A 26,270-nucleotide genomic window follows, 5' to 3' on the forward strand; every position below is an offset into this window, starting at 1 on the left:
CGATGTTCGCGCCGCTCAAGCAAGGCGGCAATGGCCAAAGCTGTCAATCTGGATGACTGGTTTGGCCGCCTTGGCCGTCAGCCGTCTCCACGGCCCAGCCCATGCAAGTAAGACTCGGTCAAACCTGCCAGCAGCCGCTCTGCATCGCGCTGTTCTTGGTCGTCCAGATCAGCGAGCTGCGAACGCAGCTGATCGGCCGGGATGGGTGGCCGGACAACGCGCAAGTTTGCCCTGCGCTGCAGATAGTCGGCATTGAGCGCTTCGAACAGCGGCCGGTGCTGTTCACGAAGGCAGGTTTGCCAGAACAGTCGGCTCAACAGGCTTTGGCTCAGCGCCTCGATCGTTTCACTGGCGAGCACAGCGGCAAGCACGTCATTGACTTGCTCATCGCTCACCCCGGCGGAGTCCGGGTAGCGCATCGCTCGTGGTTGGCCCGGCAAATCAAGGCGCTCGCGCAAACGCACCCGGTATGCCAACGACACGGCTGAACGCCCCACGTGTTCACCCTCGGCGCCCAGGCGCATGATCGCCCGGCTGGCCTGCTGCCATACCAGGTCAAGCCGAAATAGTTGCCGGCCGAATGCCATCAATCGTCCCCGCTGCGTCGGGTCTCGCGCATCGGTTTCAGCCTGGGCCAGCAAGACCCTCACATGAATATCACTGAAAATGTCACGGACCATGTCCGTGCACGAAACCGGTTGGCTGGCCACTTCAAAAACGCGTATGCGCAACGCCGGGTTGCTCTCGACCGCCTGCAACGCGGCCCATACATCCCGCGCAAGCGCATCCCGGCCGCCATCAGCAATGGCCGGGGCATAATCAGCCGTATGCTCCAGCCACGCCAGAATACGGAAGAAGCTCGCGCTGCCCGGTTCGGCCACCAGGCCGTCCCACAGCAACCCGCGCGCTGCTTGATCGGTTTCGGCGACATGCCCCAGCCACAAGGCTCGGGCACGGGGCAAGTCGACCCTTGCCATCGATTCTGGCAAATGTCCGTGTTCCTCGATGGGGTCCAGCACGTACAGCCGTTGCAATTGCGCCCGCCTTAGCGGGTTCCGGTCGACGACCAGCCCCCGGCGCCAGGCATGAGGCATTGCCAGCAACGCCTGCGGTGGTTCGCGCAACTGGTTGTCGCTCAGGTCGCAGTGCACCAACTGGCCGCACAGCTCGAGCCGGCTGGGCCAGGCTCCCAGCCGGCAGTGGCGCAGGTTCAGATGAGTCATTGCCGAGAAATGGTTGAAGTCCAGATAAAGGTGCTCCAGCCGGTTGTAGCTCAGGTCAAGATGGGACAAGGCAGTCATTGCCTGCAGCACACCGACGGTCTGCGCGTTGAAGCGGATCTGGTTATGCGCCAGGCGCAAGCGCTGTAGTTGCGGCAGGTAAGCGATCCCGAGCGGGATGTTGCGCAACCGGTTGAAACTCATGTCAAGCTCGGTCAGCGCAGTAAATGGGCGCAAGAAGTCCACTGGCACCAGATCGACCGCCGAGTTTTGCAGACTCAGGCGGGTTACACGGTGGAAATCGATGACACCCGGTAGGTCCGGCAAACTGTTGAGCAACATGCCGCTCAGGGACAAGTTCTGGCCTGTTGCTGTACCCGCATCGTCGTAAATCCAGTCCCCCTGCAAACGCCAAGCCCGCAGAATGGCGTCGGCCACTCGCCGCCGGAGTACCCGTCGCCGTGCGTCCAATTGAGCACTGCTCCATCGGTTGAGGTGGCGAATCAACTGATCATGGTCATCCTCAAGCTCGACGAGGCGTTCATAGGCCGGCCGCTGCCCGCTTGCAAGAAGCGCCTGCTCCTGGTCCAGTTGCGCCTCATCCAGCCCGGGATAAAGCTGACGCAAACGCTCGCGAATGCGCGCAGGGAACGAACGGCTGTCGCCCTCGGCACGGCCACTGAGCGGATAGCCAACACGCCCGTCCGGCAAGCGTCGTCCTGGGTTGAACCACTGAGCCTGAGCCGGCCATTGCAAGAGCTCAGCCACCTCGCGGTGCGTGGCAGGAAGCCTGGCCAGCAGTCGCTGGCGTAGCTGTGGACCGGCGTCGGCCTGGGCCATACCCAAGGCCGCGCGATGCTCAGGCGCCAACACCGCGGCAAGCATTTCATACAGGCTCGCCGGGTTGCCAGGGCCGAACGGCAACCCGCGCCCCAAGCCATCGTAAAGGTGGAACTGCCCGTCTTTACGCACCACGATCCTGCGCACGAAAGGGTCAACAGCGGTGCCAACGGCCTTTAGCAGCCGCCCGTGCGGGCCGGTATCGCGCAACTCGATGCTCAGCGCCTCGCAACTCACGCCTGCGTTGTTTTCCATCTCGCCCTGAAGCAGGGTGAGCGCCAGTTGGCCAGTGTCGTTGCAATAGCTGGCGGGCAGGTAAAGCCCCTCGAGCGTACGATTCAACCTGGCCAAGCGCAGCAGGGAGCGGGCTTTGTTCGCCAGCCCCAGCGTCACGTGCCCAGCTGACGTCGCCACGAAGCGTTCACCCTCGCTGGCCTGGGTGGCCAGTGCCTGCGCATAGGCTTGCGGTAAACCGGCGAAGTCACGTTTTATCAAGGGCAGCAGGGCGTCGTCGACAGCCGGTGGCGTGCTCAGTTGTTCGAGAAGAGGCCCCTGCAGCGCAGCGCGCTGACGCAACAGGACATCGATGTCGGTACTGGCGGAACGGGCCTGGCACCACTCCAGCAATGCATTGTCCTGTGTGGCCAGCGAGTAGCTGGCCAGGCGCGTGAAGAACGACTCGATACGTGCATGGGCCTCGAAGCGCCGCAACGTCTCACGCAGGTTTACAGGCGCCGGCCGGTTTTCGACCAGCACGCCCCGCAACTCCTCGGCATCCATACCGGCAACCCGCAGCACTTGCGCCGCCTGCTGTGCATCAATGACCGGATGCTGCGGCCACAGGGTGTCGAGCATCCAGCGCACGTCGCTCCAGCGTTGCGGCTGGTCGCGCAGCAGTCGCCAGCCGCGCTCGCCGTTGTGCAGTACCGTTGGCCCGTACGCCTTGTCCACGCCAGGATGACGCAAGCGGTATGGGGCTTCAGGCTCACTGCGCTGTACTTCATAGTAACGCTGGCCCCTGCGCATCCAGCGCCTGTTGCCATCGCCATAGAGGCCATCGTCACGCAGGGCGATGGTGCCGGGATTGGACGCGTAGGCGGTGATGTCATCGGAACACAACAGGCCACGCCGTCCCCCCACGTTCACAGGCTGCAAGCCATCGACAAAGCTGCTGCGCAGAAAACTCACGGCGGCGGCGGTCACCCCTGTGGCAGCCACTGTCTCGGCGACCCCCAGCATGTGTTCCAGAGCCTCGTGCTGATGCCCCCGGACCCAGTCCTCGACGCCCTCGAAGACTTCGCCAAGCGTCTGCGCCACCAGTTGGCCCAGCAGCAGCGCGCCGACGACAGGGATGAACAGCCCAGCCAGGTTGAACAAGTCAAGGCCGGCAGCATGCCAGGCCGCATGGCGAGCGCGGGCGGCAGCCGTATCAGCGTCTGCTGTGGGTACCAGTAACAGCCTGGCATCGTCCTTGACTCGCTGCAGCTGTTGCGCGGCCAGCGCGGCGAACAGGTCGCCAGGCGCAGTAGCGCCCTTGAGGGCCAGATCGGGCCTTGCATCCCTGAGGCGTCCGCTGAGCACACCTGCGACGCTTGCCCGATGCCGCAAGCTGATGAGCTGAAGGAAATAGTCCCGGTAGGCCTTCTCTTGCAAGGCTGCAACCATCGCAGTGTTCATCGCCTCGGTGGAGTCGAAGCGGCGAAGGGCCTGCACCGGATCACTGGGCAGGTAGACGACCACACCCCGATCATTGCCCACACCGTCGCGCAAGCGAATGAACAGCCCGTCAGCCACGCGTTGGCCCAACATCTCCAGCAAGCCGGGGTAACCGTGCAGACCCGAGTCGGGATGGGCACCACCCCCCTCAACCATCTTGCGCAAGGCTTGCTGCACCTGCTCGTCGATATCACCCTTGAGGGTTGCGACCTGCGCAGCCAGTGCCAGGCCCGAACGCTTGTCCTGGGCAAGAATGTCTTGGGTGGTGGCACTGAAAATACGCTGCAGCTCGGTCTGGTAGAGCTGGCCGACATCCAGCGCACGGCACGTCTCAACCAGTTGCTCGGGCGTGCCGGTCAACAGAGTGTCCCGCCCAGGGGGGACGAGCCCGGTACCCTGAAAAAACGATTCGTCAGGGCCGAAGTTACTCATGAGCCTGAGCAATCCATTCTGCCGAGCCGCCGAGTAACGGTAAGTCTGCTGGAATGTTCCGGGCAGTGTGCCGATGCGCGGCGATACCTGCAGCCACTCCAGCCCTGCCAGGGTCATGCCTGCGGGCAGCGGCTTGATCAGCACTGCGGACAGGTGTTTCTCGGCGAACTGCTGCAGAGGCTCGAGGGTCAACGTGAGCCCGCGAAGACGGGCCTGGCTGGCGTGGTGGGCGTTGAGGCTGGCGCGCAGGGCGGCGATCTGAGGCTGACTGGCCCGTTTGAGCCAGTCGGGTAGCCTGGCAGCGATGAAGGCATCGGTTGCTTGTTCATGGCGGGTAACAGGGTTCAAGGCGATGGAAGTCATGGGTGTGCCGGGAGCAAAAGATGGGGCTGGCATGCTCGCCAACCGGCACTGGGCAAGGCATGAGGAAATACCACCGTAGCCACCGCCTGAGGTCGCAGTGGCGCCCTTTCAGCCTGCCGCGCCCCGAGCCAGGATCAGCGCACGGTAATGCCCGGGGTTGCAGCCGAACCACTTGCGAAACGCCTTGTAGAACGAACTGCCGTCGGCAAAACCAAGGCGCTCGGCGATTTCCCCCATGGGCGCTTCGGCCTGGCTCAACCAGGCGATGGCCAGCTCACGCCGGACGCTGTCCTTGAGTACCTGGTAGCTCTGCCCCTCCTCCGCCAGTCGACGGCGCAAGGTTGACGGCGACAGGCACAAATCCCGTGCCAGGGCGTCGGCATCCGGCCAATGGGACGGGTCCAGTTGCAGCAGGTCGCTGCGGATGCGCCACGCCAGGCTGGCCGGATCACGGTACTTGACCAGGATGTTGCCAGGCGCTTCGGCCAGAAAGCGCTGCAGGTCCTCGGGGCTGCGGCGCAGTGGCACGTCAAGGCAATCGGCACTGATGATCATGCGGGTGCGCGGCCGCTCGAACTGCAGGTTCTGCGAGAACATCACCCGGTAATCGTCGCAGTACGGCGGCTCGGCACAGCGCAGCTCGATGGCCAGGATGGCAATGCGTCGCCCGGCCAGCCAGCAGGCCACGCCATGCACGATCATCCAGAAGGTGAAATAGGTGAACGCCCGCCGTGGGAGGTCGCGCGGCTCATTGATGACAATCTCGGCCAGGCCCTGCTGGCGCACCAGGCTCGGCTGCAGGTCCTCGAGCATCAGCGAAAGAAACGCCAGCGCGGTTTCCAGGCCCTCGCCCAAGGTTGGCTGAGCCATGCTTGCCCGGCACAGGAACGCCAGGCTGCCGCTGCGCAGGCCGCGCGGGTCCATGGCAAAGAATTCATCGTTGCAGCGCCGCGCCAGCAACCGCCAGAGCCGGGCATAGGCCTGGGCACTGACCCGTGCATCCGGGGCCTGCAACTGCCCGGCGTCGATACCGGCACGGGCCAGCAGCGGCGCATCCGGCTCACCCGCCGGGCAGGTCTGCAACAAGGCCTCACGCACCAGTTGCATGGAAATGGTGTCTTTCTCGCTCATCTGCAGTCCATCAGGTTATGCCGGCATCTCGGCCCGGCTCAAAGGCTGGCCGCCAGGCCCAGGAATGCCTGGATCAAGCGTAACTCACGGCGCCGCTCCAGGCAGCCAACCATGTGCTGGTTGACCAGGCCCTGGCCGCCTAACGGTCGCGCCACCACCCGGGGGTCGTTGGCCACTTCGGTAGACGACACCACGCCGATGCCCAGTTGCGATGCGACTGCCTCGGTGACCGCCTCACGGCTGTCCAGCTCCAGCTGCACCCGGGGCTGCACGCCAGCTGTAGCGCAGGCCTTGTCGAAGGTGCGCCGGGTAGTGGAGCTGGGTTCGCGCAGCACCATGATCTGCTGGTGCAGCTCGGCCAAGGCCAGGTCACCCTCGCCCCCAGCCCAGGCGTGCCCTGCTGGCAACAACGCACACAAGCGGGATTGGCACAGGCTCTGAAGATACAGGCCCTTGCGTGGCTCGATCTCTGTCAGCACCGCCACATCGGCATGCTCGGACAACAGGGCAGCCAGCGTCTCCTGAGCGTTACCCAGGCGCAGATTGACCGTAATGCCGGGGTAGCGCTCGCGTAACTGCGCCAGCATGGGCATGACCCGGTGCGGGCCATCGGCAGCCACCTCCAGGCGCCCGGTCAGCAGTTGCTGGTTGGCTTCGAGCATGGCCTGTGCCTCTTCAGCCAGGCCGAACATGGCCCGGGTGATGGCCGCCAGCCGCGTGCCCTCTTCGGTCAATTCCACGCGCCGCGCCGTGCGCCGCAGCAAGGTGATCTGGTAGTGCTCCTCCAGAGCCTTGACGTGCCCGGTCACTGCCGGCTGGCTGATGAACAGGCGCTCGGCAGCACGGGTAAAGCTGCCCTCACGGGCCACTGCATCGAAGGCACGCAGCTGAAACAGGTTCATATTTATCGGCCTGACTTATAGCTGGGATAACAACAAACAATTTGATTGATGGAAGCGCGAATTGCAACCTAGGCCTCGTAGTTTCAGCCCACCGCTTGCGAGGAATAACGGAATGAGCAACGCCCCTATTCTGCTGACCCCAGGTCCCCTGACCACATCACTGCGCACCCGCCAAGCGATGCTGGTGGACTGGGGCTCCTGGGACCGCGACTTCAACCAGTTGACTGCCAGTGTCTGCGAGCAACTGCTGGCAATCATCGACGGCGCCGCCAGCCACCACTGCGTCCCCCTGCAAGGCAGTGGCACCTTTGCCGTGGAAGCGGCCATCGGCACCCTGGTGCCACGCGATGGCAAGGTCCTGGTGCTGATCAATGGGGCTTATGGCCAGCGGCTGGCGAAGATCTGCAACGTGCTGGGCCGCACCTACAGCACCTTCGAAACCGCCGAAGACCAACCGACCACCGCCGCCGATGTCGACCGCCTGCTGGCTGCCGACCCCGCCGTGACCCATGTGGCGTTGATCCACTGCGAAACCAGCACCGGCATCCTCAACCCGCTGCCCGAGATCGCCCAGGTGATCCAACGCCACGGCAAGCGCCTGATCATCGATGCCATGAGCTCGTTCGGCGCGCTGCCCATCGATGCCCGCGAAATCCCTTTCGAAGCGCTGATCGCCGCCTCCGGCAAGTGCCTGGAAGGCGTACCCGGCATGGGCTTCGTCTTCGCCGAAAAAGCCGCCCTGGCCGCTGCCGAGGGCAATGCCCATTCGCTGGCCATGGACCTGCACGACCAGCACGCCTACATGGCCAAGACCGGCCAATGGCGCTTTACCCCACCCACTCATGTGGTCGCGGCCCTGCACGAAGCCCTGCAGCAATACAACGAGGAAGGCGGCCTGCCGGCGCGCCACCGACGCTACGCCGACAACTGCAAGACCCTGCTCGACGGCATGGCCGCCATCGGCCTGCGCAGCTTCCTGCCCGCCGACATCCAGGCGCCGATCATCGTCACGTTCCACGCACCGAACGATGCCCGCTACCAGTTCAAGGACTTCTACGAGCGGGTCAAGGCCAAGGGCTTCATCCTCTACCCGGGCAAGCTGACCCAGGTCGAAACCTTCCGCGTCGGCTGCATCGGCGTGGTCGGTGCCGATGGCATGCAGGCCGCCGTGAATGCCGTGGCCGACGTGCTGCGGGAAATGGAAGTGCTGGACATCTGACCCTTTGCCCACCCGAATTCAGGAATTAGCGCACATGAACTACAAAAACCCCACCCAGCTGCAAGCCGCCATCCTCGACTGGGCCGGCACCGTGGTCGATTTCGGCTCGTTCGCCCCCACACAGATCTTTGTCGAAGCCTTTGCCGAGTTCGACGTGCAGGTGTCCATCGAGGAAGCGCGCGGCCCTATGGGCATGGGCAAGTGGGACCACATTCGCACGCTGTGCGACGTGCCGGAAATTGCCGAGCGCTATCGCAACGTGTTCGGCCGCACGCCGACCGACGATGACGTCACCGCCATCTATAACCGCTTCATGCCGCTGCAGATCGAGAAGATCGCCGTGCATTCGGCGCTGATCCACGGCGCTCTGGACACCCTCACCGGCCTGCGCCAGGACGGCTTGAAAATCGGCTCCTGCTCGGGCTACCCGAAAGTGGTGATGGACAAGGTCGTCGAACTGGCGGCACGCAACGGCTATGTCGCCGACCATGTGGTGGCCACCGACGAAACCCCCAATGGCCGCCCCTGGCCGGCACAGGCACTGGCCAATGTGATTGCCTTGGGCATTGATGATGTGGCGGCCTGCGTCAAGGTCGACGACACCGTGCCGGGCATCCTCGAAGGGCGCCGTGCCGGCATGTGGACCGTGGCACTGGTGTGCTCGGGCAACGCGCTCGGGCTGACCTGGGAAGGGTACCAGGCGCTGAGCGCCGAGAAGCTGGAAAGTGAACGCAAGCGAATTCATGAGATGTTCGCAGCGTCACGCCCGCACTACCTGATCGATACCATCAATGACCTGCCCGAGGTGGTCGCCGATATCAACCGGCGGTTGGCCAAGGGGGAGATGCCGCAGACGTTCTGACCGGTGTTCGTTGCTGCTTTCGTCGGCGCCCCGGCTCCCATGACGGCCCCGCTGTTTCATCAACGATGGGGTATCTGTGAGAGCCGGCGTGCCGGCGACAGGGCCGGCTCAGACTGCCCTGTTCAGCTTCACCCAGGAGGAGAACTTGTCGATGAAGCCCTGCAGGAAGGGCCGGGTCTTGTCATTGAGCTTGCCACTGTCCTCGAAGAGGCTGGCCGCCCCACCGATATAAGCTTCGGGCATCTGCATGCAGGGCATGTCGAGAAACACCAGCGACTGCCGCACGGCATGGTTGGCGCCGAACCCGCCAATGGCCCCGGGCGACACGCTCACCACTGCCGCAGGTTTGCCACTCCAGGCGCTTTGCCCATAGGGACGCGAACCCACATCGATGGCATTTTTCAGGCAGCCCGGTATGGAGCGGTTGTACTCCGGAGTGACGAACAGCACCGCATCGCTGTGCCGGATCTCATCGCGAAAGCGCTTCCACGGCTCAGGCACACCCGCAGCCTCGACATCTTCGTTGTACATGGGGAGATCGCCGATTTCGACGATTTTCAGGGAGAGACTGGACGGTGCCAGCTCTGAAAGGGCACGGGCCACCTTGCGGTTGTACGATTCCTTGCGCAAGCTGCCGACGACGACCGCTACCGAATACACCTGGCTCATGGCGATTTTCAACCTTTGCTGGGGTAAGAGACGTTGTAGTTATAGATGACCATCGCCCGGCGCTAAGGTTTTTTTCCTCCGGCAGAAAACTTCCAGGTACCATCCACGGTCTATTCCTGCAGACATTTCCCACGTAATTCAGAGGTTTTCACCTAAATGGCAGCAGTAATGGTCGGCCAATTCCACGCCCGTGACGCCGAAGGCCGTATCTACCCCGTGCACGAGTTCCAAGAGTCCACCCTGCAGGCCGACGGCAGCGCACTGGGCGCGCCGGTTACCACCTATCGCCTGGCCATCGGCGATCGCGTCAACCACTTGGGTGAAGACCGCTTTGAACTGGTCCAGACGGGCGTCGAGATCATTCGCATTCCTTGACGCAATCGACCGTATAGCTTCCCGACTCATTCTGCAGGCCGTGAACATCGGCGACGAAACCGGGAAAATCGCTGTTGAAGGCGCGGGCAAACGCCAGGTAGTCGAGGATCGGGCGGGTCGCGTCGGTGAACCGTTCCCCCGGCATGATCAGGGGGATGCCCGGCGGGTATGGCACCAGCATGACTGCCGAGACGCGGCCGAGCAATGCCTCGATCGGTACCGCTTCCACCTCACCGCGCACCATATGGTCGTAGGCTTGGGCCGGGCTGAGGGCGACTTCCGGCAAGCGTCCGAACAAGCCTTTGAGCTGCTTGGCCGTGGCATTGACCCGATAGCATTGATGCAGCTGGCGGCACAGGTCGCGCAGCCCGAGGCCGTGGTAGCGTGCGGTGTCGACTGCAACGATGCTCGGCAGGCACTGGCTTAGCGGGGTATTGCCATCGTGATGGCGTTTGAACTCCAGCAACTCGGTCAGCAGTGTGCTCCACTTGCCCTTGGTGATGCCCATCGAGAACAGCACCAGGAAGCTGTAAAGGCCGGTCTTCTCCACCACCAACCCGCGTTCCCATAGAAACTTGCTGACCACTGCCGCCGGGATGCCCTGCTCGTCCAACACACCGTCGGCTCGCAACCCCGGCATCACCAAGGTGACCTTCAGTGGGTCGAGCAACACATAATCGCCCGCCAGTTCGCCAAAGCCATGCCACTGCGCGCCGGGTTGCAGCAGCCAGTCCTGCGCCGCGAGCTGGTCGATACCCTCAGCCCCCGGCGGCTGCCAGATGCTGAACCACCAATCGGGGGCAGGCATATGTGCATGCAAGTTGGCCAGGGCGCGACGAAAGCTCAGTGCCTCGTCAAACATCTCTTGCAGCAGCGAGCGCCCTGCAGGCCCCTCCATCATGGTCGAAGCCACATCCAGAGAAGCGAGGATGCTGTATTGCGGTGAGGTGGAGATATGCATCATGAAGGCTTCATTGAAGCGATCACGGTCCAGCTGGCGCTGGGCGCCGTCCTGCACATGGATCATCGACGCCTGGCTGAAGGCAGCCAGCAGTTTGTGCGTGGAGTGCGTGCTGAACACCAACGGGCTGCCCTCGGTGCAGGCCGTACCCATCGCATAGCGTCCGGTGAAGAACTCATGGAACGCGGCGTAGGCGAACCAGGCTTCATCGAAGTGCAGCACCTCGGCGTTGCTACCCAGAGCCTGCTTGATCAGCCCGGCGTGGTAGCACAGCCCGTCATAGGTTGAATTGGTCACCACCGCCAGTTTGATGCGTGGTTCGCGCCCTTTGGCCAAAGGGTTGGCGCGCACCTTGGCCTGGATCGACTCAGCGCTGAATTCGCTGAGCGGGATCGGCCCGATGATCCCAAGCTCATTGCGCTCCGGGGACAGGTAAATGGGAATGGCGCCCGTCATGATGATGGCGTGGACCACCGACTTGTGGCAGTTACGGTCGACCAGCACCAGGTCATCACGGCCGACCATGGCATGCCAGACGATCTTGTTGGCGGTGGAGGTGCCATTGATCACGAAGAAGGTATGGTCGGCGCGAAAATTGCGCGCCGCCCTGGCTTCAGCCGCTGCCAAAGGTCCCGTGTGATCGAGCAGCGAGCCCAGTTCTGGCACCGAGACGGACAAGTCCGAACGCAGGGTATTTTCGCCGAAGAATTGATGGAAAGCTTGACCCACCGGGCTTTTGCGATAGGCCACGCCACCGCCATGGCCGGGCGTGTGCCAGGAATAATTGGACTGCGCAGTGTGCTGTACCAGGGCCTTGAAGAACGGCGGCAGCAAGCCGTCGAGGTAGTTGTGGGCAGCACGTGCTACCTGGCGGGCGAGGAATGGCACGGTGTCCTCGAACAGGTAAAGGATGCCGCGCAGCTGGTTGAGCTCGCTCATCGCTTCAGCGGGAGCGTTCTCCAAGGTGACCTGTTCGCCCAGGGCAAAGATTGGCAGGTCAGGCGCACGCTGGCGGGCCAGGCGGATCAATTCGGCCATGTTCTGCAGCAGGTGGGTGTTTTCGCCAACGCCTTCGGCGGCGATCAGCATGCAGGCCAGCCCATGATGAGTGGCAGCGACCAGGCGCGCTTCGGCATTGTCTGCGGCGGCAAGAATGGCGAAGCCGTCCTGGCGCAGTTCCTCGGCAATCCCCCGCACGCGCTCGCCGGCTACGCTGTCGGCCTTGATGGCGCGGTGGACGATGAGGATGGGGAACTTGAGGTCCTTGTACATCAGGCTGCTACCTCCGAAGGACAGAGCGTCTCTCACAGGGTAGTAGAGCCTGGTGTTGTCAGTGCGGCCCTGTCGCAGGCACGCCGTTTCCTGTACGGGCCTGCAGTTCAGTAAAGAGCTGGTGGGCTTACCGGCGACAAGGCCATGGCAGGCCCAGCATCAACCGGCTGGCGTTTCGGTCAATGCCTGCCACATCGACGGCCCGCCCGCCGATTTGGCGATCGCCGCCAACCGCTCTGCATGCGCCTCCAACTCCTCGGCACTGGCCATGATCACCCGCCCAGGCGCACGCCCGGTGATCCGGCGGATCTCGCTGCCACCACTGCCCTGCCCTTCAGCGTCACCGTCAGCCCCATTGCCAGCCAGCGAAAGGCTGGTCTGGCCACCGGTCATCGCCAGGTAGACGTCGGCCAACAACTCCGAGTCAAGCAACGCGCCGTGCAGTTCACGGCCGGAGTTGTCGATGTCGTAACGCTTGCACAGCGCGTCAAGGCTGTTGCGCTGCCCCGGGTGCCGGGCCCGGGCCAGCAGCAGGGTGTCGAGGATGGTGCAATGCTGCGAGATGTCGGCACGGTCACGCTGGCCGAGCAGGGCGAACTCGTTATTGATGAAGCCGACGTCGAACGCGGCGTTATGGATGACCAGCGTGGCACCCTGAATGAATTCGAAGAATTCCTCGGCTACATCGCCGAAGCGCGGCTTGCCGACCAAAAAAGCGTCGGTGATGCCGTGGACATTGATCGCGCCCTCGTCACTCTCGCGGTCCGGTTGCAGATAGACGTGGAAGTGCCGACCGGTCAGGCGCCGACCAATGACCTCGACGCAGCCGATCTCGATGATCCGGTGGCCTTCACTGACCGGCATGCCGGTGGTTTCAGTATCGAGAATTACTAATCTGGTTTCCAACAACTGTAAACGCTCCAGCTCTGATGGGAGCGATTATACAGGCTTTGAGCGAAAAATCTGTTGTCATTTTCATCGCCATTGTGTAAAAACGCCGCATGGATACCTCAAATTCCGACAAGAAATGTAAAAACCGTTTCCGCATTAGGCGCTTCATCGCCAAAGCCGGATGGAGGTATGCGCTCCTGTTCGACAGCGCGGAAGGTGCGATGCCAGCGTATTGGCCGACGGCATTCTGTAGTCACAGCCTCGCTCACATGAGCGCTGCCACTGAGTTGAAGCACCTCGAAACCATAAAAAAAATTGAGGAATGGGCGGCCAGTCAGAGTGTGGTCATTGTAGATTTGCTTCGATCAGGTAAAGGATTCACAGCGCAGCAATTGGACTCATTAACTGAGTCACTTAACAGGAAACGGAGGCTGTCAAAAGACGATGAAAAAGGAGCAACTGTAAACGCGAGAACATATAACTCATCTCTCGACGAGGCCAGTCGCTATTTTTCTTGGCTGTTCACTCACCTGCGCAGCACTTCCAACTCTCTCGCCGACGTGACATTCCTGAGTGAACTCAAAAAGGCTTTAAAAATTCGAAAGCGCAAAAAAGGTTCTCGCGCGGCATATACCCAAGCGCTTTTGAATAAAAAGATCTCCGAACCCACTCGAAAAGCACTCTTCGAGAAGTTCGACAACCCATTAAAATCAAGCAATACTGATTTTCAAAAAGGTATTTCATTCAGGGACACCCTGATGCTGAGAATCTTCTATGATCTAGGCATCAGACTTGGTGAACTACTATCATTAAAGCTTGAAGACTTCATTCCAGCAAGAGGGGGAGATCATGCCTACATCAACATAGTAAGAAACCAGGATGACGCTTTTGATCGAAGAGTCAATCAGCCGGTAGCCAAAACAAACGGTCGAATGCTCGCGATATCACCGGAGCTTGAGAGTGAAATACTCAAATACCTGGGCGACTGGAGAGCCTTCATCCCAAACGTTAGCTTCGAAGATAATGCATTCATATTTGTTGTTCATAAAGCAGGGATAAACCAAGGGCAGGCACTGGAAATAAGTTCGATTCGCTCCTACTTTACCACCTTACGCCTGAGCGATAAACGGCTCTGCGGACTTCACCCACACTTGCTCCGCCATGATTGGAACTATCGATTCTCAAAGGAATGCAAAGACCGCAAAACCCCTGAGAAAGAAGAAATAGAACAGCGATGCTTCCTTATGGGATGGGTGCCAAACTCCAGCATGGCTAAACATTACAATCGCAGACACACTGCTGAAGAGGCATATACCGCCAGCGTATCAATGGCCTATTCAATCACCCGCCCAAAGAGAGATTGAGAGCATGATACCAGATGTCAATCAATCACATTCCGATAGAGCCTCCCAGCATGCGACTGAGCCACTCATAACCGTTGAATATGAAGGCGATAGGTTAAAGATTGTCGGTGAAGCCACGATCAACATCAAGCACGCTCTCGCCCTCAGCAAACAGTCTTTAGACGGCTACAAAAACACAATCGCACTCATCGGTAGAGTTGGCATATACGCCCCTTCCAACTTAGCAAGCATCGTCAGATCGTTTGAAAGAGGCCTTAAGCTTGCCAAATGCAAAAACCTCGACCTTACAGCTTACTTAACCATGAAATCGAGATTGAAAACCTCGGATAAAAACAGGTTAATTATGCTGCTCAAAACCTGGCAAACTGCGGGATTCTCCGGCCTAGATGAAGGCCTTCGAAAAATACTACCGTATGAGTGTGGATCATCGAGCGCTAAATCTTATCGACTCTTCAGTGAGACAGGCGGGCCGTACTCAGAGCAAGAATACGATGACCTGCTCAGCACATATTGGTATGATTTTGAATGCGGTAAATCATCTCTACAAAATACCACACTAAACTTGTTGAATGCCAGCCATAGCCGTAGACCTATACAGTACGCACACCTAAAAATTTGCGACTTTGAAAATATTGGCGAAACAAACTCTGTCAAAGGGCCAAGGGTTTCATACCCTGGAGCCAAAGATCAGGGGGAGATTGGATTTCGGATGTCCAAGCAAGAAACTCACCCGCTAAGTGATGACCTTTGGAAACTCTGTAGCCTGCAAATTTCTGACACTATATCTAAATTCAAGGAGTGGACTGGCTACAAACCTACCCCCGATGAAATACAGCAACTCCCTTTCTTTTTAACACCGTACAAAAAATGGCTGCTGTTAAAAAAAGACGAGGTTGAGCGGTACGCATCTTCACTTGAGCTATTCTCATCGGAGTTATGGCACCTTTCTGCGACTTCGATTACAAAAAAATTGAGTTCAAGAAATGGCTCACCGGTGCACTCTTACAGGACGAACCAAAACCTTAATGAATTCGCATATCGCATGCGTTACACCAAAGTAAAACAGCTGGCGAGACTCGGTGCCTCCCGAAACGTATTGAGGTACTGGCTTGGCCAAGAAAGTCTGTCCGCCATTGAAAGCTATTACGATGACCCTGCCGAGCTAGCCAGGGCAGTACAAGAGAGTGTTGGCTACATCTATGCCCCGATAGCGCAGGCGTTCATGGGCTGCCTCGTCAATAACGAAACAGATGCCATTAGGGGGACTGATCCCAGTAGCCGTATCGAGCTTGATGGCAACCAAATTCTAGGAAACTGTGGTCATGAAGGGTTTTGTTCAGCATCAGTCCCGATCCCATGCTACCGGTGTACAAAATTTCAGCCGTGGGTAGACGGCCCTCACGAACAAGTATTAGCACGACTGCTTAAGCGTCAAGAGCAGGAAAATAATATCTTCTTTAAGAGCACGACACGGAGACTTCTGACACCTTTACAGCTCGACAAGGATATCCGAGCTGTAGAAAGGGTTATAGCACTCTGCAAGCAACGCTTGAAGGATGAATAGAATGCCAGTAATACCGTTCAAGTCCAAACCAACTTTATCAAGCGAGGCCAACCTAGCCGCATACATCGAATATGCAAAGCTAATTGTTCTTACTGGAAACCATGGCTTTGAATGGAACGATGCTATATGGAAATTCCCAAGAACTATGATTCGCTTTACAAAACTAGAACAAAACCGAACCTTATCCAAGTCGGCCATACCAAACAGCGATCAAGTGTTCGATCATGACTTTACTGAATTCTCGAAAGCATTCTTAATAAACTCATTATCAGAAAACCCCAAAACACATATCAGGCGTTGTTTTCAGGGATTACAGTACCTTGATGCTGCCATGAGAACCTCTGGCGCAAAAACATGCATAACGAAAGTCAGCCGAGTTCATCTGCAAGCAGCCAGAGAATTGATCGCAAAGACGGGTAGCCCCGTGGAGCTAGGTGGAGTATTGCAAAGTATTGCTCAAAACATTGCAAGGCACAACCTGACCACCAACGATATCGCCCTTTGGAAACATGGCTTCAAAAAAAAGATAAAGCCTGATATTAGCAAGCTTCCATCTGATGAGTCTATTATTGCCCTGGCAGAAATTTTTGGGCGCGCCTATACAACTGAGCTAGACGACGAATCAATTTATCTAACGAGCCTGACTGCACTTCTAATTTCTGCACCCCTAAGAATAAGCGAGCAACTCTGGCTGCCTATAACGCTACTTGATAGCGACCTTGACTCAACTGGCATAGAGCAATGGTTTATCAAGTTCTTTTCCAGCAAATATGGCCACCACACAAACAAACCATTTGTATCTATAATGTCAGGCCATGCCCGCGCCGCAATTACTCGACTTGCGGCTATCACTGAAGATGGTCGCAGCCTCGCGAAGCATATTGAAAGCGGATCAACTGAATTCTACCCCCACTCAGGCTGCCCACAAGTACCGAGAAACCAAATTTTAACCTTAGATGAGATCGCTCTTGCATTAGGGGTAAGCAAAAAACAAGCAACGGCATCGTTATTTACCATGACAGGCTCCTACTGCACGACAGGCTGGTGCCTCGATTCTCTATGGCGGACAGTTCGAGAGTACAACATCTCTCGCAACCCCTACTTCCCATATCAAGTTAACCCACAGAAATATGACACAACCCCACTTCGAATGTCTGAATCCCTGATGTGCTTTCGAGCCAGCCAGCTCGTACCCCAATACAACACGAGCCCTGTAATACTGTCACCCATGAACCTGGATTATTTTAACAAAAGGCTCACTCACTCTAAAATCAACAATCAAGGAACGTTGGTTAGCTCCTTCTTCGACCGGCACGGCTATACCGGCTTGATACTTAAGTCTCACCAACTGCGCCATTTCACCACGACCGCAGCTCAAGAGGGAGGCTTGAGCCTAGATCTCATTACAAGATGGCGCGATTGTGCTTCAGAGCACCAGTCCAGAACGTATATGCATAAGGATGAGAAAAGAATCGCTCGGGACATAGCTGACAGCCGAATGGCTGCTGTAGAGGTCGTGCCAACTCCTATATCCAGAGAAGAATATAGCTTCTATGACAAAGGGCCGGTGATCACAACCATTTACGGAATTTGCACTCACAACTGGGTTGTCTCTCCATGTGAGAAATCAGCTGACTGCACGGACTGCTCAGAACTCCTTCATTGCAAAGGCCACCGTAAGTCGCGAGATGCCATTCAGCGCGACCGAGACCAAATCGCAGAGAACCTCGCAGCGGCGCTACAGGCAATCGAGGATGGGAATCGACCCGCGACTCGATGGGTTGAGCACCATTCTAGGCGCCTAGAGCGCTTAGACCAACTATTAGCCATGCATGATGACCCTGCTATACCCGATGGTAGCGCAGTGATGGCTCCAGGTTCAGACTTTACTCATCCTGGACGAATTTTGAGCACCAAGCACCCAGAAGGTACTACGCCTGCAGCCTACAACGTCGTGGACGATAGCCTCTATGGAGACGATTTGCTAAGCTGTTTGAAACTATTCAGAGAGCAAGATTAGATGCCTAACGCATTCACACAGAAGGAAATTAGAGCCATTACGAATCTAATTCGCGAGTGGCCTATATCTGAGAAACTAACCTGGGACTTAATATGCGAAGCTAGTCAGGTCGTACTAGAGGTCAAACCCACACGCCAATCATTATCCACAAAACAACTCATAAACAACGCATACAAAACAAGAAAACTAGAAATCGCATCTAAGAAAAAAGAAACAGACAATTTAATACTTCCAAAAAGCCTAACTGCCGCAGCAATACAAATACGAAACCTGCAAGAAGAAAACCGCCTACTGAAAGCCGAACTATCCACAATGGCCGAGGCCGCTCGCACCTTCATTTACAACGTCTCGCTACGTGGTGCCACGGAAAAAATCACCATGGAAGAACTCAGCAAAAAACCGCCGAAGCCCGACCGAAGGTAATCAAGCAAATTATATACAGCACATGAAAACCATCAACATGAATTACAGCCCGGCATCCTTAAATATTTTTCTTAAGAGCGCAGCGACCATTTCAATTGATCAACCTAATCAACATAGCCAGACCACACATGGTAAGATATTTTAGACACACCCCCAGCTGATGGCCTTGTAAAATGTTTTCATTTATCCGATGGTGGAAGTCACTTCTCAAAGAACAGCCAACGACTTGGGAGTTCAACCGGGAACAACAGTTTATAAAGGCGATCAATAGTCTTCAGAACTATTCAGTGACGGATCGCGGCACAGTTTCTATGGATCCCGAGGAGATCAGAGACTACGTCATTGCCCGCCGCCAGGAGCTTAGCCACCTAGTTGATCCGAAGTTCCGTGGGGATCCTCCAACAGAAACCATAGGTCGCGTAAATGAGGCGTGTGTCGAAGTGATCTCTTGGCGACAATTGGACGACCAGGCAGCCATCCGATACGTATGCCTGCAGTCGCTTGATGGCAGAGGGTTCTGCGTTGCGTCTGCCCGCTACTTTTCGGCTGAGGGAACGTTGTCAGCACCATGTGATGAAGAACGAGGGATTGCGCATAGACTGATGGGCACACCCGGAGAGCGGCCTCTGGAATGGCACCCAACGCTCTCGGCAGCGCTAGAGGCACATGAGATGGCATTATGAGCATCTGACACAGGACTGCATATTCATGTGATGTGGCAATTTCAGGAGCCCCTTGGATTGGCAACAGTGCATTAGCAGATGCCCCGCGCTTTTCCGGTGGCTGAGCCCCATCGCCCCGAGCTCGCTGCTGTCGCCATGAGCGCCTGGACGGCATTCAGACCTTGGGCAGCACGATGAGCCAGTGTCATCCTTTGGGTCTGAGCAGCTCCTTTTACCGAACCGATATACGGATAAGATACTGATTTTTCGTCGGAAAAATCGAGTATCTCTCCTTCTGGCCTTGACCCTCCCCACTCCACAGTCTTCATTCCTCATACCACAAAGGAGGAATGCGAATGTCGCCCCCCTGATCTGTTCTACCCAGATTGCGATCCCGTTAAGGTGGCTGGCGGGCCCGACTAAGGTTTCGCGAAGATGCAGATCGCAATCACTGGCCAATGGTCTAACCGCGCATTCGCTCAGCAGATCAGGTTCCGGAGTCCAAATTGAACGGTTTCCCTACCAGTGATCGGCCCTAACATTGGACACGCTCAGTTTAAGAGTATGCTCTTAACATACTGATTTGAAAGGATATTTTTCTAAGATCTTCCTTGACTACTCCAGACTGATGGTCTTCATTTCTTGTACGTCCAGAAGAGAAATGACCATGAGATCAGTACCTCTTTTCCAGTTGGAATGCGCTCCAATAGCCCTCGCTGATGGTTTCCACTACGTTGTGCTCAGCGCTCTGCAGTGGAAAACTCCCAACCTTGACCTGATGGCAACAGCCAACAAGCAGCGCTTTGCCGTTCTCTACCAACAACCGCTAGAGGAAAGGTTTGCCATGGAAACCCTCGAGCAGGCACACATCCATGGCGCCCTCTCCGGGGTGAAGTTGGTAGCCGTTCACAAAGACACGATCCATCTCTTCTTTGGTGACGAGGTGGCGGGCATTACCCTCCCTGCCATTGAGTCCTTGTGGGAGCTGGTCAAAGATCTTATTCCTAATCGAAGGCTGGCTCTCGATTTTTCGTGCGAAGCCGAAGTCTACTCAGGACGCTCAGACTACGCATTTTGGCCTGCCGTCAAAGAAGTGCTTGAATCGAATAACCTGGGGATTGAGAGATACCCGGCGCCTGCGCTCCACGACTGTGCAGAAGAAATACTTAACGGCGAGAATCTGGAGTTTCATAAAGCTCACAGGAATATCCTTCAATACTCCGCTGCCCAGCCAGTCACATCCATTGGAATGTGTCCAATGGATTTGTTCCTGGGGTCTCAAGCAGAGCACTCCCGCTGCCTTACGGCGAAATCCTACAACCCCGACACTCAACATTTCAGTGGCACAGGCACGCAATGTTTCGGCTTGCTGATCCCTCTATAAATTCCTAAACAGCCACCCCTCCAATGGTATTGATGATGATCTACTCCCGCTTACTTTATACCGAGTATGAGCAGCCTCACCATGATGATGGCGAAGGTGCATATACGATTTTTTCCACACAGCAAATATTCGGTGCTGACTGTATCCCCCTTGATAAACTTTACATCCAGAGGTTTGCTGTGCTGTGGGAAGGACAACCTGACACCAGGGTAATCGATCTGATCGAGCAAGCGATTATCCTGACAATTCTTTCCCCAGTGAAGATTTTGAACGCATCCAAAGGCACGCTCGTCATCGTGTATGACAGCAAATTAGTCGGCAAGAATTACATGCTTTTCCGGATGACCTGGGAGAAAATTGCCGCTGAAGTTATGTATGACGAATGGACGGCACTTTTCATTAAAGATAGCGATGCAGGGTTGGGCTTGGATGGAGGCAGGATCTTCAGGAAGTTTTCTCGCGGCATATTGGAAAACAACGTGATTGGAATCGTGGAGTTCACGCCTGACATGTTCTTATTTAAGGATGATTGGACAGAAGAGGCTATGTTTGGCTCAGGGGAGCAGCAGGACTCCCGCGATGAACCTCCACCAGACATGAAACCCTTTTAGATAGGTCAGTGCTGTAAGGGCGTCCTGGCTAGGTTTGGCGCGCCCTACGGGCCGGCTGTCGTGAACCAAGCCGCTCGCCGTATGTCGGCGTCCTGGCCCTTACGGGCTTCCATCCTCGCGTCTCCGCCTACCTGGCTGCGCGCTCCGCTTGCCGGTGCTGGGCAGTTCGAAATGGCTATGCCTATCACTACTCCTTCAATAGATCGGTGGCCAGCGAACTGGGGCAAAACACATGAGGAGGCAGGCGCTCGCTTGCACTAGATTGCCTAGCAGTGGTCGTTGTAACGTACTTTCTGGAATGTAACATTGACAATGTTACATTCCAGAAACCGCGTTACATAGGTAGGTTCACGAGAGGGATGTCATGACCTGTATTCTGGTTGCTCATCTGGGCAACGAAGTCATTATCGCCGCAGACAAGCGTGTCACCCACATCGCTGAGGACGGCGTGAAAACACCTTGCGGTGACACCGAGGAAAAAATTGTAAGAACCGAGGTTGGCGTCATCACGGGCGCTGGCTCACTGGCGATGCTGGAGCCTGTCAAATCGCTTGTTAGAGACCACGGTTTCAATAGCCCTGATGACGTGCTGGATTTGATCCTGCGCGTGCGCGACTCGTTTTCAGAGATCCACGCCGACAACCCTCGCCTGCATGCCGATCTAGCAGAGACGTCCTGGATGTTCACGTACCCGACGCTGGTGAATGATCAAGCGGTTACTCGGTTCGTCTACTTCCACCAGCAGCACGGAGCTGATTCGTTGAGGCGATTGGATGCGGGCAGGGTAATGTGCTTCCCCGGTGGTTTCTCTCTGGAACAGGCGCAAGAGCTGCAGGTCAAGCTTCAGGATGCGGTGACCAAATCTCTCAAGTCCTGTCCTCCCGAACAGGCCAGGCAGTTGGTGATCTCGCGCATGCTCACATTGATGAGTGAGATCTCCAATACAAGCGAAACTGTCTCACACACATGTGACATCGCTCTTGTTGACGGTAGACAGGTGTACGTTGCCATGTCGGCCTCGGCTGGCGTTGAGGCGCTTTCGTTTGTTCCGATGGCCCACCTACCAAGCTGTTGAGCTGGTCTGTGAGAACTTCCCTCTTAAAGAAATGGCAGATCACCGCTACTCATAAGGATCCCTTTTGGGGACATTAGCCCATCAAAACGCCATTAATGATCCATTTTGGGAACATTAAGTGGGACGTTGTGCCTTCGCCCAAATACGGAAGTGCTGCGCAGCTAGACCGCCGGCAATCAGACTATAAATTTGGTGATCGACTGTCGCCGGGGAGGCTGTATGGAGAAGGTCTTTAGCAAGAGTCAAGCTCGGCGCCGCTGGCGTAGGATCATGAAGCTCGTCCAGCAAGGCGAGACCTGCGTGATCACCAGGCTCGGCAAGCCAGTATGTAAGGTTTGTCCACCTGATTAAGCATTGGAGCACATTTGTACTCTTTCGGAGAACGAGCCGCCCAGGCCTTTCGGTAGCTACGACCTAGCCGAGCTTGATACGAAGTCGTTTTACCGATAGGGTTGCTGCGTTTGTGTCTGGCACCAACGCCTCAACCCTGAGGAAAAGAACTCTTCACTGGCACGCCGAAAGCCCGCCCGGAAGAGCCAGAGACCCCGAGCAGTACCCTGAACCGCCTAAATGGCGGTTTTTTTCTACCTGCCGCTAGATGCTTTCACTTGTACCGCAGCGGGAAGCGTCCATGTTAGTCGAGCGTGCTCCATGGGCTGACCGATTCCAGATGCATTTACAGAACACTGCTACCGAAGCAATGCCTGTGGGTACCCCACCCCGCAGTTTCCCCACCTGCTTTCACTTCATGGTCATTCCACTCACGTTGGGAGAGGCCGAGAGGTATCAATGACGATCACCCTGTGCTTTTGAGTACGAGGATCTTCGGGTTCCCCAGGAAACCAGCTCAGCGACTCGTAGCCCATAATCCTCCCTTCACGCACGACGTCTTGGTAACACGCCACAGCGTCTTCCAGTGCGGAGCAATCAGATCGCGGAATCAGAACGGGTAGGCCTGGATCGTACTTCTGCAGCTCTTCAATCAACTCTCCGACGTTCACATTTTTGTCCTCGAATAGCGGCCTTGTGGAGACCGATGGCGACGTCCTTCATGTATACGCGTGGGATTACTCGCTTTCCAGTCGTGGTAGGCTTGGTTAATACATAGCCTCCTATCGAACAACCTTCAGGAAATGGACGATGCTCACTGGTTGCCAACCCGCTGAGAATGCAGCATGACGCTCAAAACCTCTTTCGCTAGCGTTCTCCGCGCCCTGCGTAGCAAGCGCAATATCACTCAACGAGATTTCGCCGACACTACCAGTCGCACGTACCTTTCGAAGCTTGAGCTGGGTAAGTCGAGCATTACCCTGGACAAGCTCGATCAGGTCAGTCGGCGCCTGGAACTCAGCCCGCTTACCCTCCTCACCCTTACACTCAGCGAAGATACTGGTAAGCCTCCTTCTGAGCTGATCTCCAAGCTGCAGTTAGAGATTGCAGATCTGCAACGGGAAGATGGCTTACACGGTCTTCGAGCGATCCCAGAGATGGGCCACCAAGTGCGTCGCTTGCCCCATAGAGCCAGGAGCGGTCATGAGTCGAACTGCATGCAGGCAGAGCTCGCCTTCGCGGATTGATCGTCCGTATAGCCTTAGAGCATGTGGCAACAGCGCTCCGCCACCGAGCCAAGGTGTAACGCACAGAGCTCACCCTGCAGGGACAGCTGTCGTGAACCGCACCCTGGCTTCGCCAGGTTCCGGCCCTATCGGGCTTCCATTCTCGCCTCTGGCCCATCGTGAGCGGGCGCGCTCCGCTTGCGGTCGTTTCTGATACCCGAGCATCCGCCACCCTCCGTCAAACCAACCTGGCGATGCCCTTTCCGCAGCCTGTTGCGGAGTCATTTTGGCTGACTTATGATCAGGCCAGGCGGTGATGGTCGCCTGGCGCCTGTTTCGCGAAGCAATAGCCCATCGTAGATACACCCTTTCGTTTTACATCGGCATGTCCCTAACCAGGCGCTGCCCGGTGAACAGGCAATCGGTAACCAAAGCGTCAAATGGTTTTGGAGACATTGCTATGTCCGATTTTTCCCCTCTCAGCATCATCAAATCGCAAGCCAAGCAGCATGCTCGTGAACACGACATGAAGCTTTCTGCTGCCCAAGAAGCGCTTGCGCGTCAGGCAGGGTTCGAGGAGTACCACGAGCTCGTTGTCGTCGCCCGGCGAAATCCCACGGATCCTCGGCTGATGCTCGCCGCCTTTGGCGTGCGTGACTTCAAGGACGCCCTCCACAAGGACGATGTGTTCTCCGAGCTGGATCAAGAGCTGGAGGATCTGCTTTCCGGCCCCATGGCCGAGACCAACGCCAGCGAGTTCGCTATCGACGAATACGAGGTAGAGTCAGCCGCCTATGACGATGCGACTGGTGTGCTTAGGCTGGACATGTCAATCACCTGGAAAGGTAAGCAGGATCCTGATCGGGTCTACTACGGCACGGCTTTCTTCCTCCAAGCGGAGATTGATCTGATTCGGCGGGATAGCAAGTGGTCGCTCGGGAAAGACGGTGTTTCCATCACCGGCAGCGAAACGGATGCAGACGTGATCGCAGGGATGAATGGGACTACATGGCGCAACAGCAGGCCGCTGAAGCCGAGGAGAATCGTCCCCGCAGTAGCATGGCGTAAGCGCTGGCCAATGAGCTGAAGATATCGCTGGAGGATGCGGAGCTTCTGGCAGACGCCGAAGTAACCGCGAACACCTCGGATGACGGGATGATCTACAGCTATTGGGTGGACGTTGAACCGTATGCCGAGGGAGCCCTGCGGGCTGACCTGCTGGCCCGGTTCGGCACCTTGGAGTTCGAGCTGGACGTCAACTTCTTCGACGACATCCATCCCGACATGTAAGTGAACTGGGGGGTGGTCGGCTGATGAGCTGGCCACCTTCAGCTCAGTTCCGCGAGAGTGAGGGCTTCGGCATGCAGGTGATCAGCGCAACGCAGGCAAGGCGGCGATTCCATAGGATCATGAAGCTCCTGCAGCAAGGGCACTCGTTCGTCATCACCAAAAACGGTAAGCCGGCCTGCAGGCTTGTGCCACCTGAGGTGCCGTGACATGCGCACGGCGTGCTGAAAAATCCGCAAAGAAATCCGAAAAAACAGGGAGACTTCTTCGCTGTAAGCCAGGCGTGACGAGGTCTCCAGGGATTTCTTGAATCCGCAAATTTGCTGGCTCGCCCCTCCGGGGACAGCTGTCGTGCACCCAACCCTGGCTGCGCCCGGTTTTGGCCCTACGGGCTTCCATCCTCTCGCCTCTGGCCCTTCGGGCCGGCGCGCTCCGCTTGCAAATTTGCCAACAAACGCAAAGACCACTGCGATCCACTAATGGACTGACTGCCCAAGCGTGCCAGCCTTGTGCAACTGGTAGTCGATGACGGTTTGATACAGGTGATCAGCCTCAAGACGGAGTCTTTCGATCTCCTCGGCTGGTCGCCCTTCATCTATAGCCTTTTGATGGGCACGGACGGCTTGGAGAGCCTGCTGCAAGAGCGGCTCGCCGGCCTCTGCCATGCCCAGGATCGTCCTCTTCACCGCGACCTCTTACTGCGATGGGCGCTCAGGTGCTCCAGCTCCTGGTGCCACACCTCCACGAACTTTTTGAAGTCGCGTAGATAGGGCCCTTCTGCCAGGCGGGTTGATCCAACACTCGCAGCTTGAAAGCGCTGCAGCCATGGCTCGGGGATGCTGTCCTCGACGAGCACTTGAACGCCGCTGTGGAGCTTCGTGGTGACGACATCGACGAGCTCCTGGGCGGAGAGCTGATCACCACTCACGATGTCCCGCAGGCCCTGGTCAACCTCGTCGAGCTCAGCCAGCACCTTTTCAGCGCGAGCGTCTCCAGGCTGTAGATCGGCAAGTGCCCACAGCGCTCTGCGCCTCGCGATCTCCAGCCTCCGCAGCCGATGATCAATCGTCACATCACTTCTCCCTGCCGCAGGTGGACGTCACAGGCCAAGTTCGACTTCTAACTGCGATCCCCGCAAGGTACGGGTGAGCTCGCCTCTCGGCAGTCTTGCCAGGATCCCATCGGAGAGGTCGTTGGCGTGCCGGGCGTACAACGTGACAACACCTGGTACAGGCACGCGATCTGGAACGAGGGCCCCGACTCGCACCTGGGCAATTTTCAGTATATTCACGACATCTGCGGGTAGCGTGTCAGTCGACAGGTGCTCGACGGTCGGCCTTGTGGGAGGGCTCGCACCGCCCCACAGATCTACAATCGTTTCCAACAGCTTTTCGGGGCCGAAATACGCCAAGGCGATTTCCCACAGGCAGCCTTCCTGGGACAGTTTCAGGCGGGCCCTAGTCATTGCAGA

At 57.3% G+C, this 26,270-nt stretch carries 23 protein-coding genes; 14 read left to right on the plus strand and 9 right to left on the minus strand.

Translation table 11 applies throughout. The features are described from left to right. Positions 1-77 precede the first annotated feature (77 nt). From OSW16_RS17800 to OSW16_RS17810, 3 genes are all read right to left on the minus strand, one after another. The gene (locus tag OSW16_RS17800; protein ID WP_267817284.1) at positions 78-4,571 is read right to left on the minus strand and encodes an NEL-type E3 ubiquitin ligase domain-containing protein; all 4,494 of its coding nucleotides are present in this window, start codon (positions 4,569-4,571) and stop codon (positions 78-80) included. Between the two features lie 108 nt (positions 4,572-4,679). Further along, positions 4,680-5,702, minus strand: coding sequence for an AraC family transcriptional regulator (locus OSW16_RS17805; protein WP_267817286.1), 1,023 nt, complete (start codon positions 5,700-5,702; stop codon positions 4,680-4,682). 38 nt (positions 5,703-5,740) lie between these two features. Further along, entirely contained in the window at positions 5,741-6,604 is an 864-nt protein-coding gene (locus OSW16_RS17810) for a LysR substrate-binding domain-containing protein (protein ID WP_267817288.1), read from the minus strand. Between the two features lie 112 nt (positions 6,605-6,716). Here OSW16_RS17810 and OSW16_RS17815 point away from each other — a divergent pair, with 112 nt between their 5' ends. Both OSW16_RS17815 and phnX read left to right on the plus strand, forming a co-directional pair. Then, positions 6,717-7,823 (plus strand): 2-aminoethylphosphonate--pyruvate transaminase, encoded by a 1,107-nt coding sequence (locus OSW16_RS17815; RefSeq protein WP_241807006.1) that lies wholly within the window; start codon positions 6,717-6,719, stop codon positions 7,821-7,823. 34 nt (positions 7,824-7,857) lie between these two features. Beyond that, a complete protein-coding gene (phnX, locus tag OSW16_RS17820) occupies positions 7,858-8,685 on the plus strand; it encodes a phosphonoacetaldehyde hydrolase (RefSeq protein WP_267817291.1) in 828 nt (275 codons plus the stop codon). Positions 8,686-8,793: 108 nt separating this feature from the next. Here phnX and OSW16_RS17825 read toward each other — a convergent pair whose 3' ends face one another. Next, positions 8,794-9,354 (minus strand): NADPH-dependent FMN reductase, encoded by a 561-nt coding sequence (locus OSW16_RS17825; RefSeq protein WP_267817293.1) that lies wholly within the window; start codon positions 9,352-9,354, stop codon positions 8,794-8,796. Between the two features lie 156 nt (positions 9,355-9,510). Between OSW16_RS17825 and OSW16_RS17830 the strand changes: the two genes are divergently transcribed. Then, positions 9,511-9,729 carry a hypothetical protein gene (locus tag OSW16_RS17830; RefSeq protein WP_241807009.1) on the plus strand — a complete coding sequence of 73 codons (219 nt, stop codon included), beginning with the start codon at positions 9,511-9,513 and terminating at the stop codon, positions 9,727-9,729. On the opposite strand, the gene OSW16_RS17835 is transcribed toward OSW16_RS17830, so the two are convergent. Both OSW16_RS17835 and dnaQ read right to left on the minus strand, forming a co-directional pair. Then, a complete protein-coding gene (locus OSW16_RS17835; protein WP_267817295.1) occupies positions 9,713-11,962 on the minus strand; it encodes an Orn/Lys/Arg decarboxylase N-terminal domain-containing protein in 2,250 nt (749 codons plus the stop codon). The genes OSW16_RS17830 and OSW16_RS17835 overlap by 17 nt on opposite strands. Before the next feature lie 159 nt (positions 11,963-12,121). Continuing rightward, positions 12,122-12,826, minus strand: coding sequence for a DNA polymerase III subunit epsilon (gene dnaQ / locus OSW16_RS17840; RefSeq protein ID WP_418942203.1), 705 nt, complete (start codon positions 12,824-12,826; stop codon positions 12,122-12,124). Between the two features lie 137 nt (positions 12,827-12,963). Between dnaQ and OSW16_RS17845 the strand changes: the two genes are divergently transcribed. The 11 genes from OSW16_RS17845 to OSW16_RS27160 all read left to right on the plus strand — a co-directional run bounded on the left by OSW16_RS17845 (position 12,964) and on the right by OSW16_RS27160 (position 25,008). Continuing rightward, the gene (locus OSW16_RS17845; protein WP_155249896.1) at positions 12,964-14,217 is read left to right on the plus strand and encodes a site-specific integrase; all 1,254 of its coding nucleotides are present in this window, start codon (positions 12,964-12,966) and stop codon (positions 14,215-14,217) included. A gap of 4 nt (positions 14,218-14,221) precedes the next feature. Continuing rightward, entirely contained in the window at positions 14,222-15,781 is a 1,560-nt protein-coding gene (locus OSW16_RS17850; protein ID WP_021783235.1) for a hypothetical protein, read from the plus strand. A gap of 1 nt (position 15,782) precedes the next feature. Next, on the plus strand, positions 15,783-17,801 hold the full coding sequence (locus OSW16_RS17855) for a hypothetical protein (RefSeq protein WP_155249897.1): 2,019 nt from the start codon (positions 15,783-15,785) through the stop codon (positions 17,799-17,801). Continuing rightward, on the plus strand, positions 17,802-18,224 hold the full coding sequence (locus tag OSW16_RS17860; RefSeq protein ID WP_155249898.1) for a hypothetical protein: 423 nt from the start codon (positions 17,802-17,804) through the stop codon (positions 18,222-18,224). A gap of 1,329 nt (positions 18,225-19,553) precedes the next feature. Then, positions 19,554-20,270, plus strand: coding sequence for a hypothetical protein (locus OSW16_RS17865; RefSeq protein ID WP_155249899.1), 717 nt, complete (start codon positions 19,554-19,556; stop codon positions 20,268-20,270). Between the two features lie 35 nt (positions 20,271-20,305). Beyond that, positions 20,306-20,881 (plus strand): hypothetical protein, encoded by a 576-nt coding sequence (locus tag OSW16_RS17870; RefSeq protein WP_021783239.1) that lies wholly within the window; start codon positions 20,306-20,308, stop codon positions 20,879-20,881. A 364-nt stretch (positions 20,882-21,245) separates the two neighbouring features. Continuing rightward, positions 21,246-21,956 carry a hypothetical protein gene (locus OSW16_RS17875; RefSeq protein WP_267817304.1) on the plus strand — a complete coding sequence of 237 codons (711 nt, stop codon included), beginning with the start codon at positions 21,246-21,248 and terminating at the stop codon, positions 21,954-21,956. A gap of 1,175 nt (positions 21,957-23,131) precedes the next feature. Next, on the plus strand, positions 23,132-23,533 hold the full coding sequence (locus OSW16_RS17880; protein WP_119714000.1) for a helix-turn-helix domain-containing protein: 402 nt from the start codon (positions 23,132-23,134) through the stop codon (positions 23,531-23,533). A gap of 439 nt (positions 23,534-23,972) precedes the next feature. Continuing rightward, positions 23,973-24,599: a hypothetical protein gene (locus OSW16_RS17885; protein ID WP_267817307.1), complete on the plus strand. Its 627-nt coding sequence runs from the start codon at positions 23,973-23,975 to the stop codon at positions 24,597-24,599. A 68-nt stretch (positions 24,600-24,667) separates the two neighbouring features. Continuing rightward, positions 24,668-24,802: a hypothetical protein gene (locus OSW16_RS17890; protein WP_267817310.1), complete on the plus strand. Its 135-nt coding sequence runs from the start codon at positions 24,668-24,670 to the stop codon at positions 24,800-24,802. 119 nt (positions 24,803-24,921) lie between these two features. Next, entirely contained in the window at positions 24,922-25,008 is an 87-nt protein-coding gene (locus tag OSW16_RS27160) for a hypothetical protein (protein ID WP_241493086.1), read from the plus strand. Between the two features lie 267 nt (positions 25,009-25,275). Here OSW16_RS27160 and OSW16_RS17900 read toward each other — a convergent pair whose 3' ends face one another. Genes OSW16_RS17900 through OSW16_RS17910 form a run of 3 tightly spaced genes read right to left on the minus strand, consistent with a single transcriptional unit; the run spans position 25,276 to position 26,264 of the window. Continuing rightward, a complete protein-coding gene (locus OSW16_RS17900; RefSeq protein WP_267824033.1) occupies positions 25,276-25,464 on the minus strand; it encodes a hypothetical protein in 189 nt (62 codons plus the stop codon). 17 nt (positions 25,465-25,481) lie between these two features. Continuing rightward, positions 25,482-25,871, minus strand: a complete 390-nt coding sequence (locus OSW16_RS17905; RefSeq protein WP_267817312.1) for a hypothetical protein — start codon at positions 25,869-25,871, stop codon at positions 25,482-25,484. Positions 25,872-25,898: 27 nt separating this feature from the next. Continuing rightward, complete coding sequence (locus OSW16_RS17910; protein WP_104444415.1) at positions 25,899-26,264, minus strand: hypothetical protein; 366 nt, start codon at positions 26,262-26,264, stop codon at positions 25,899-25,901. Positions 26,265-26,270 lie beyond the last annotated feature (6 nt).

The sequence above is a fragment of the Pseudomonas putida genome (genome assembly GCF_026625125.1).
GTDB lineage: Bacteria > Pseudomonadota > Gammaproteobacteria > Pseudomonadales > Pseudomonadaceae > Aquipseudomonas > Aquipseudomonas putida_X.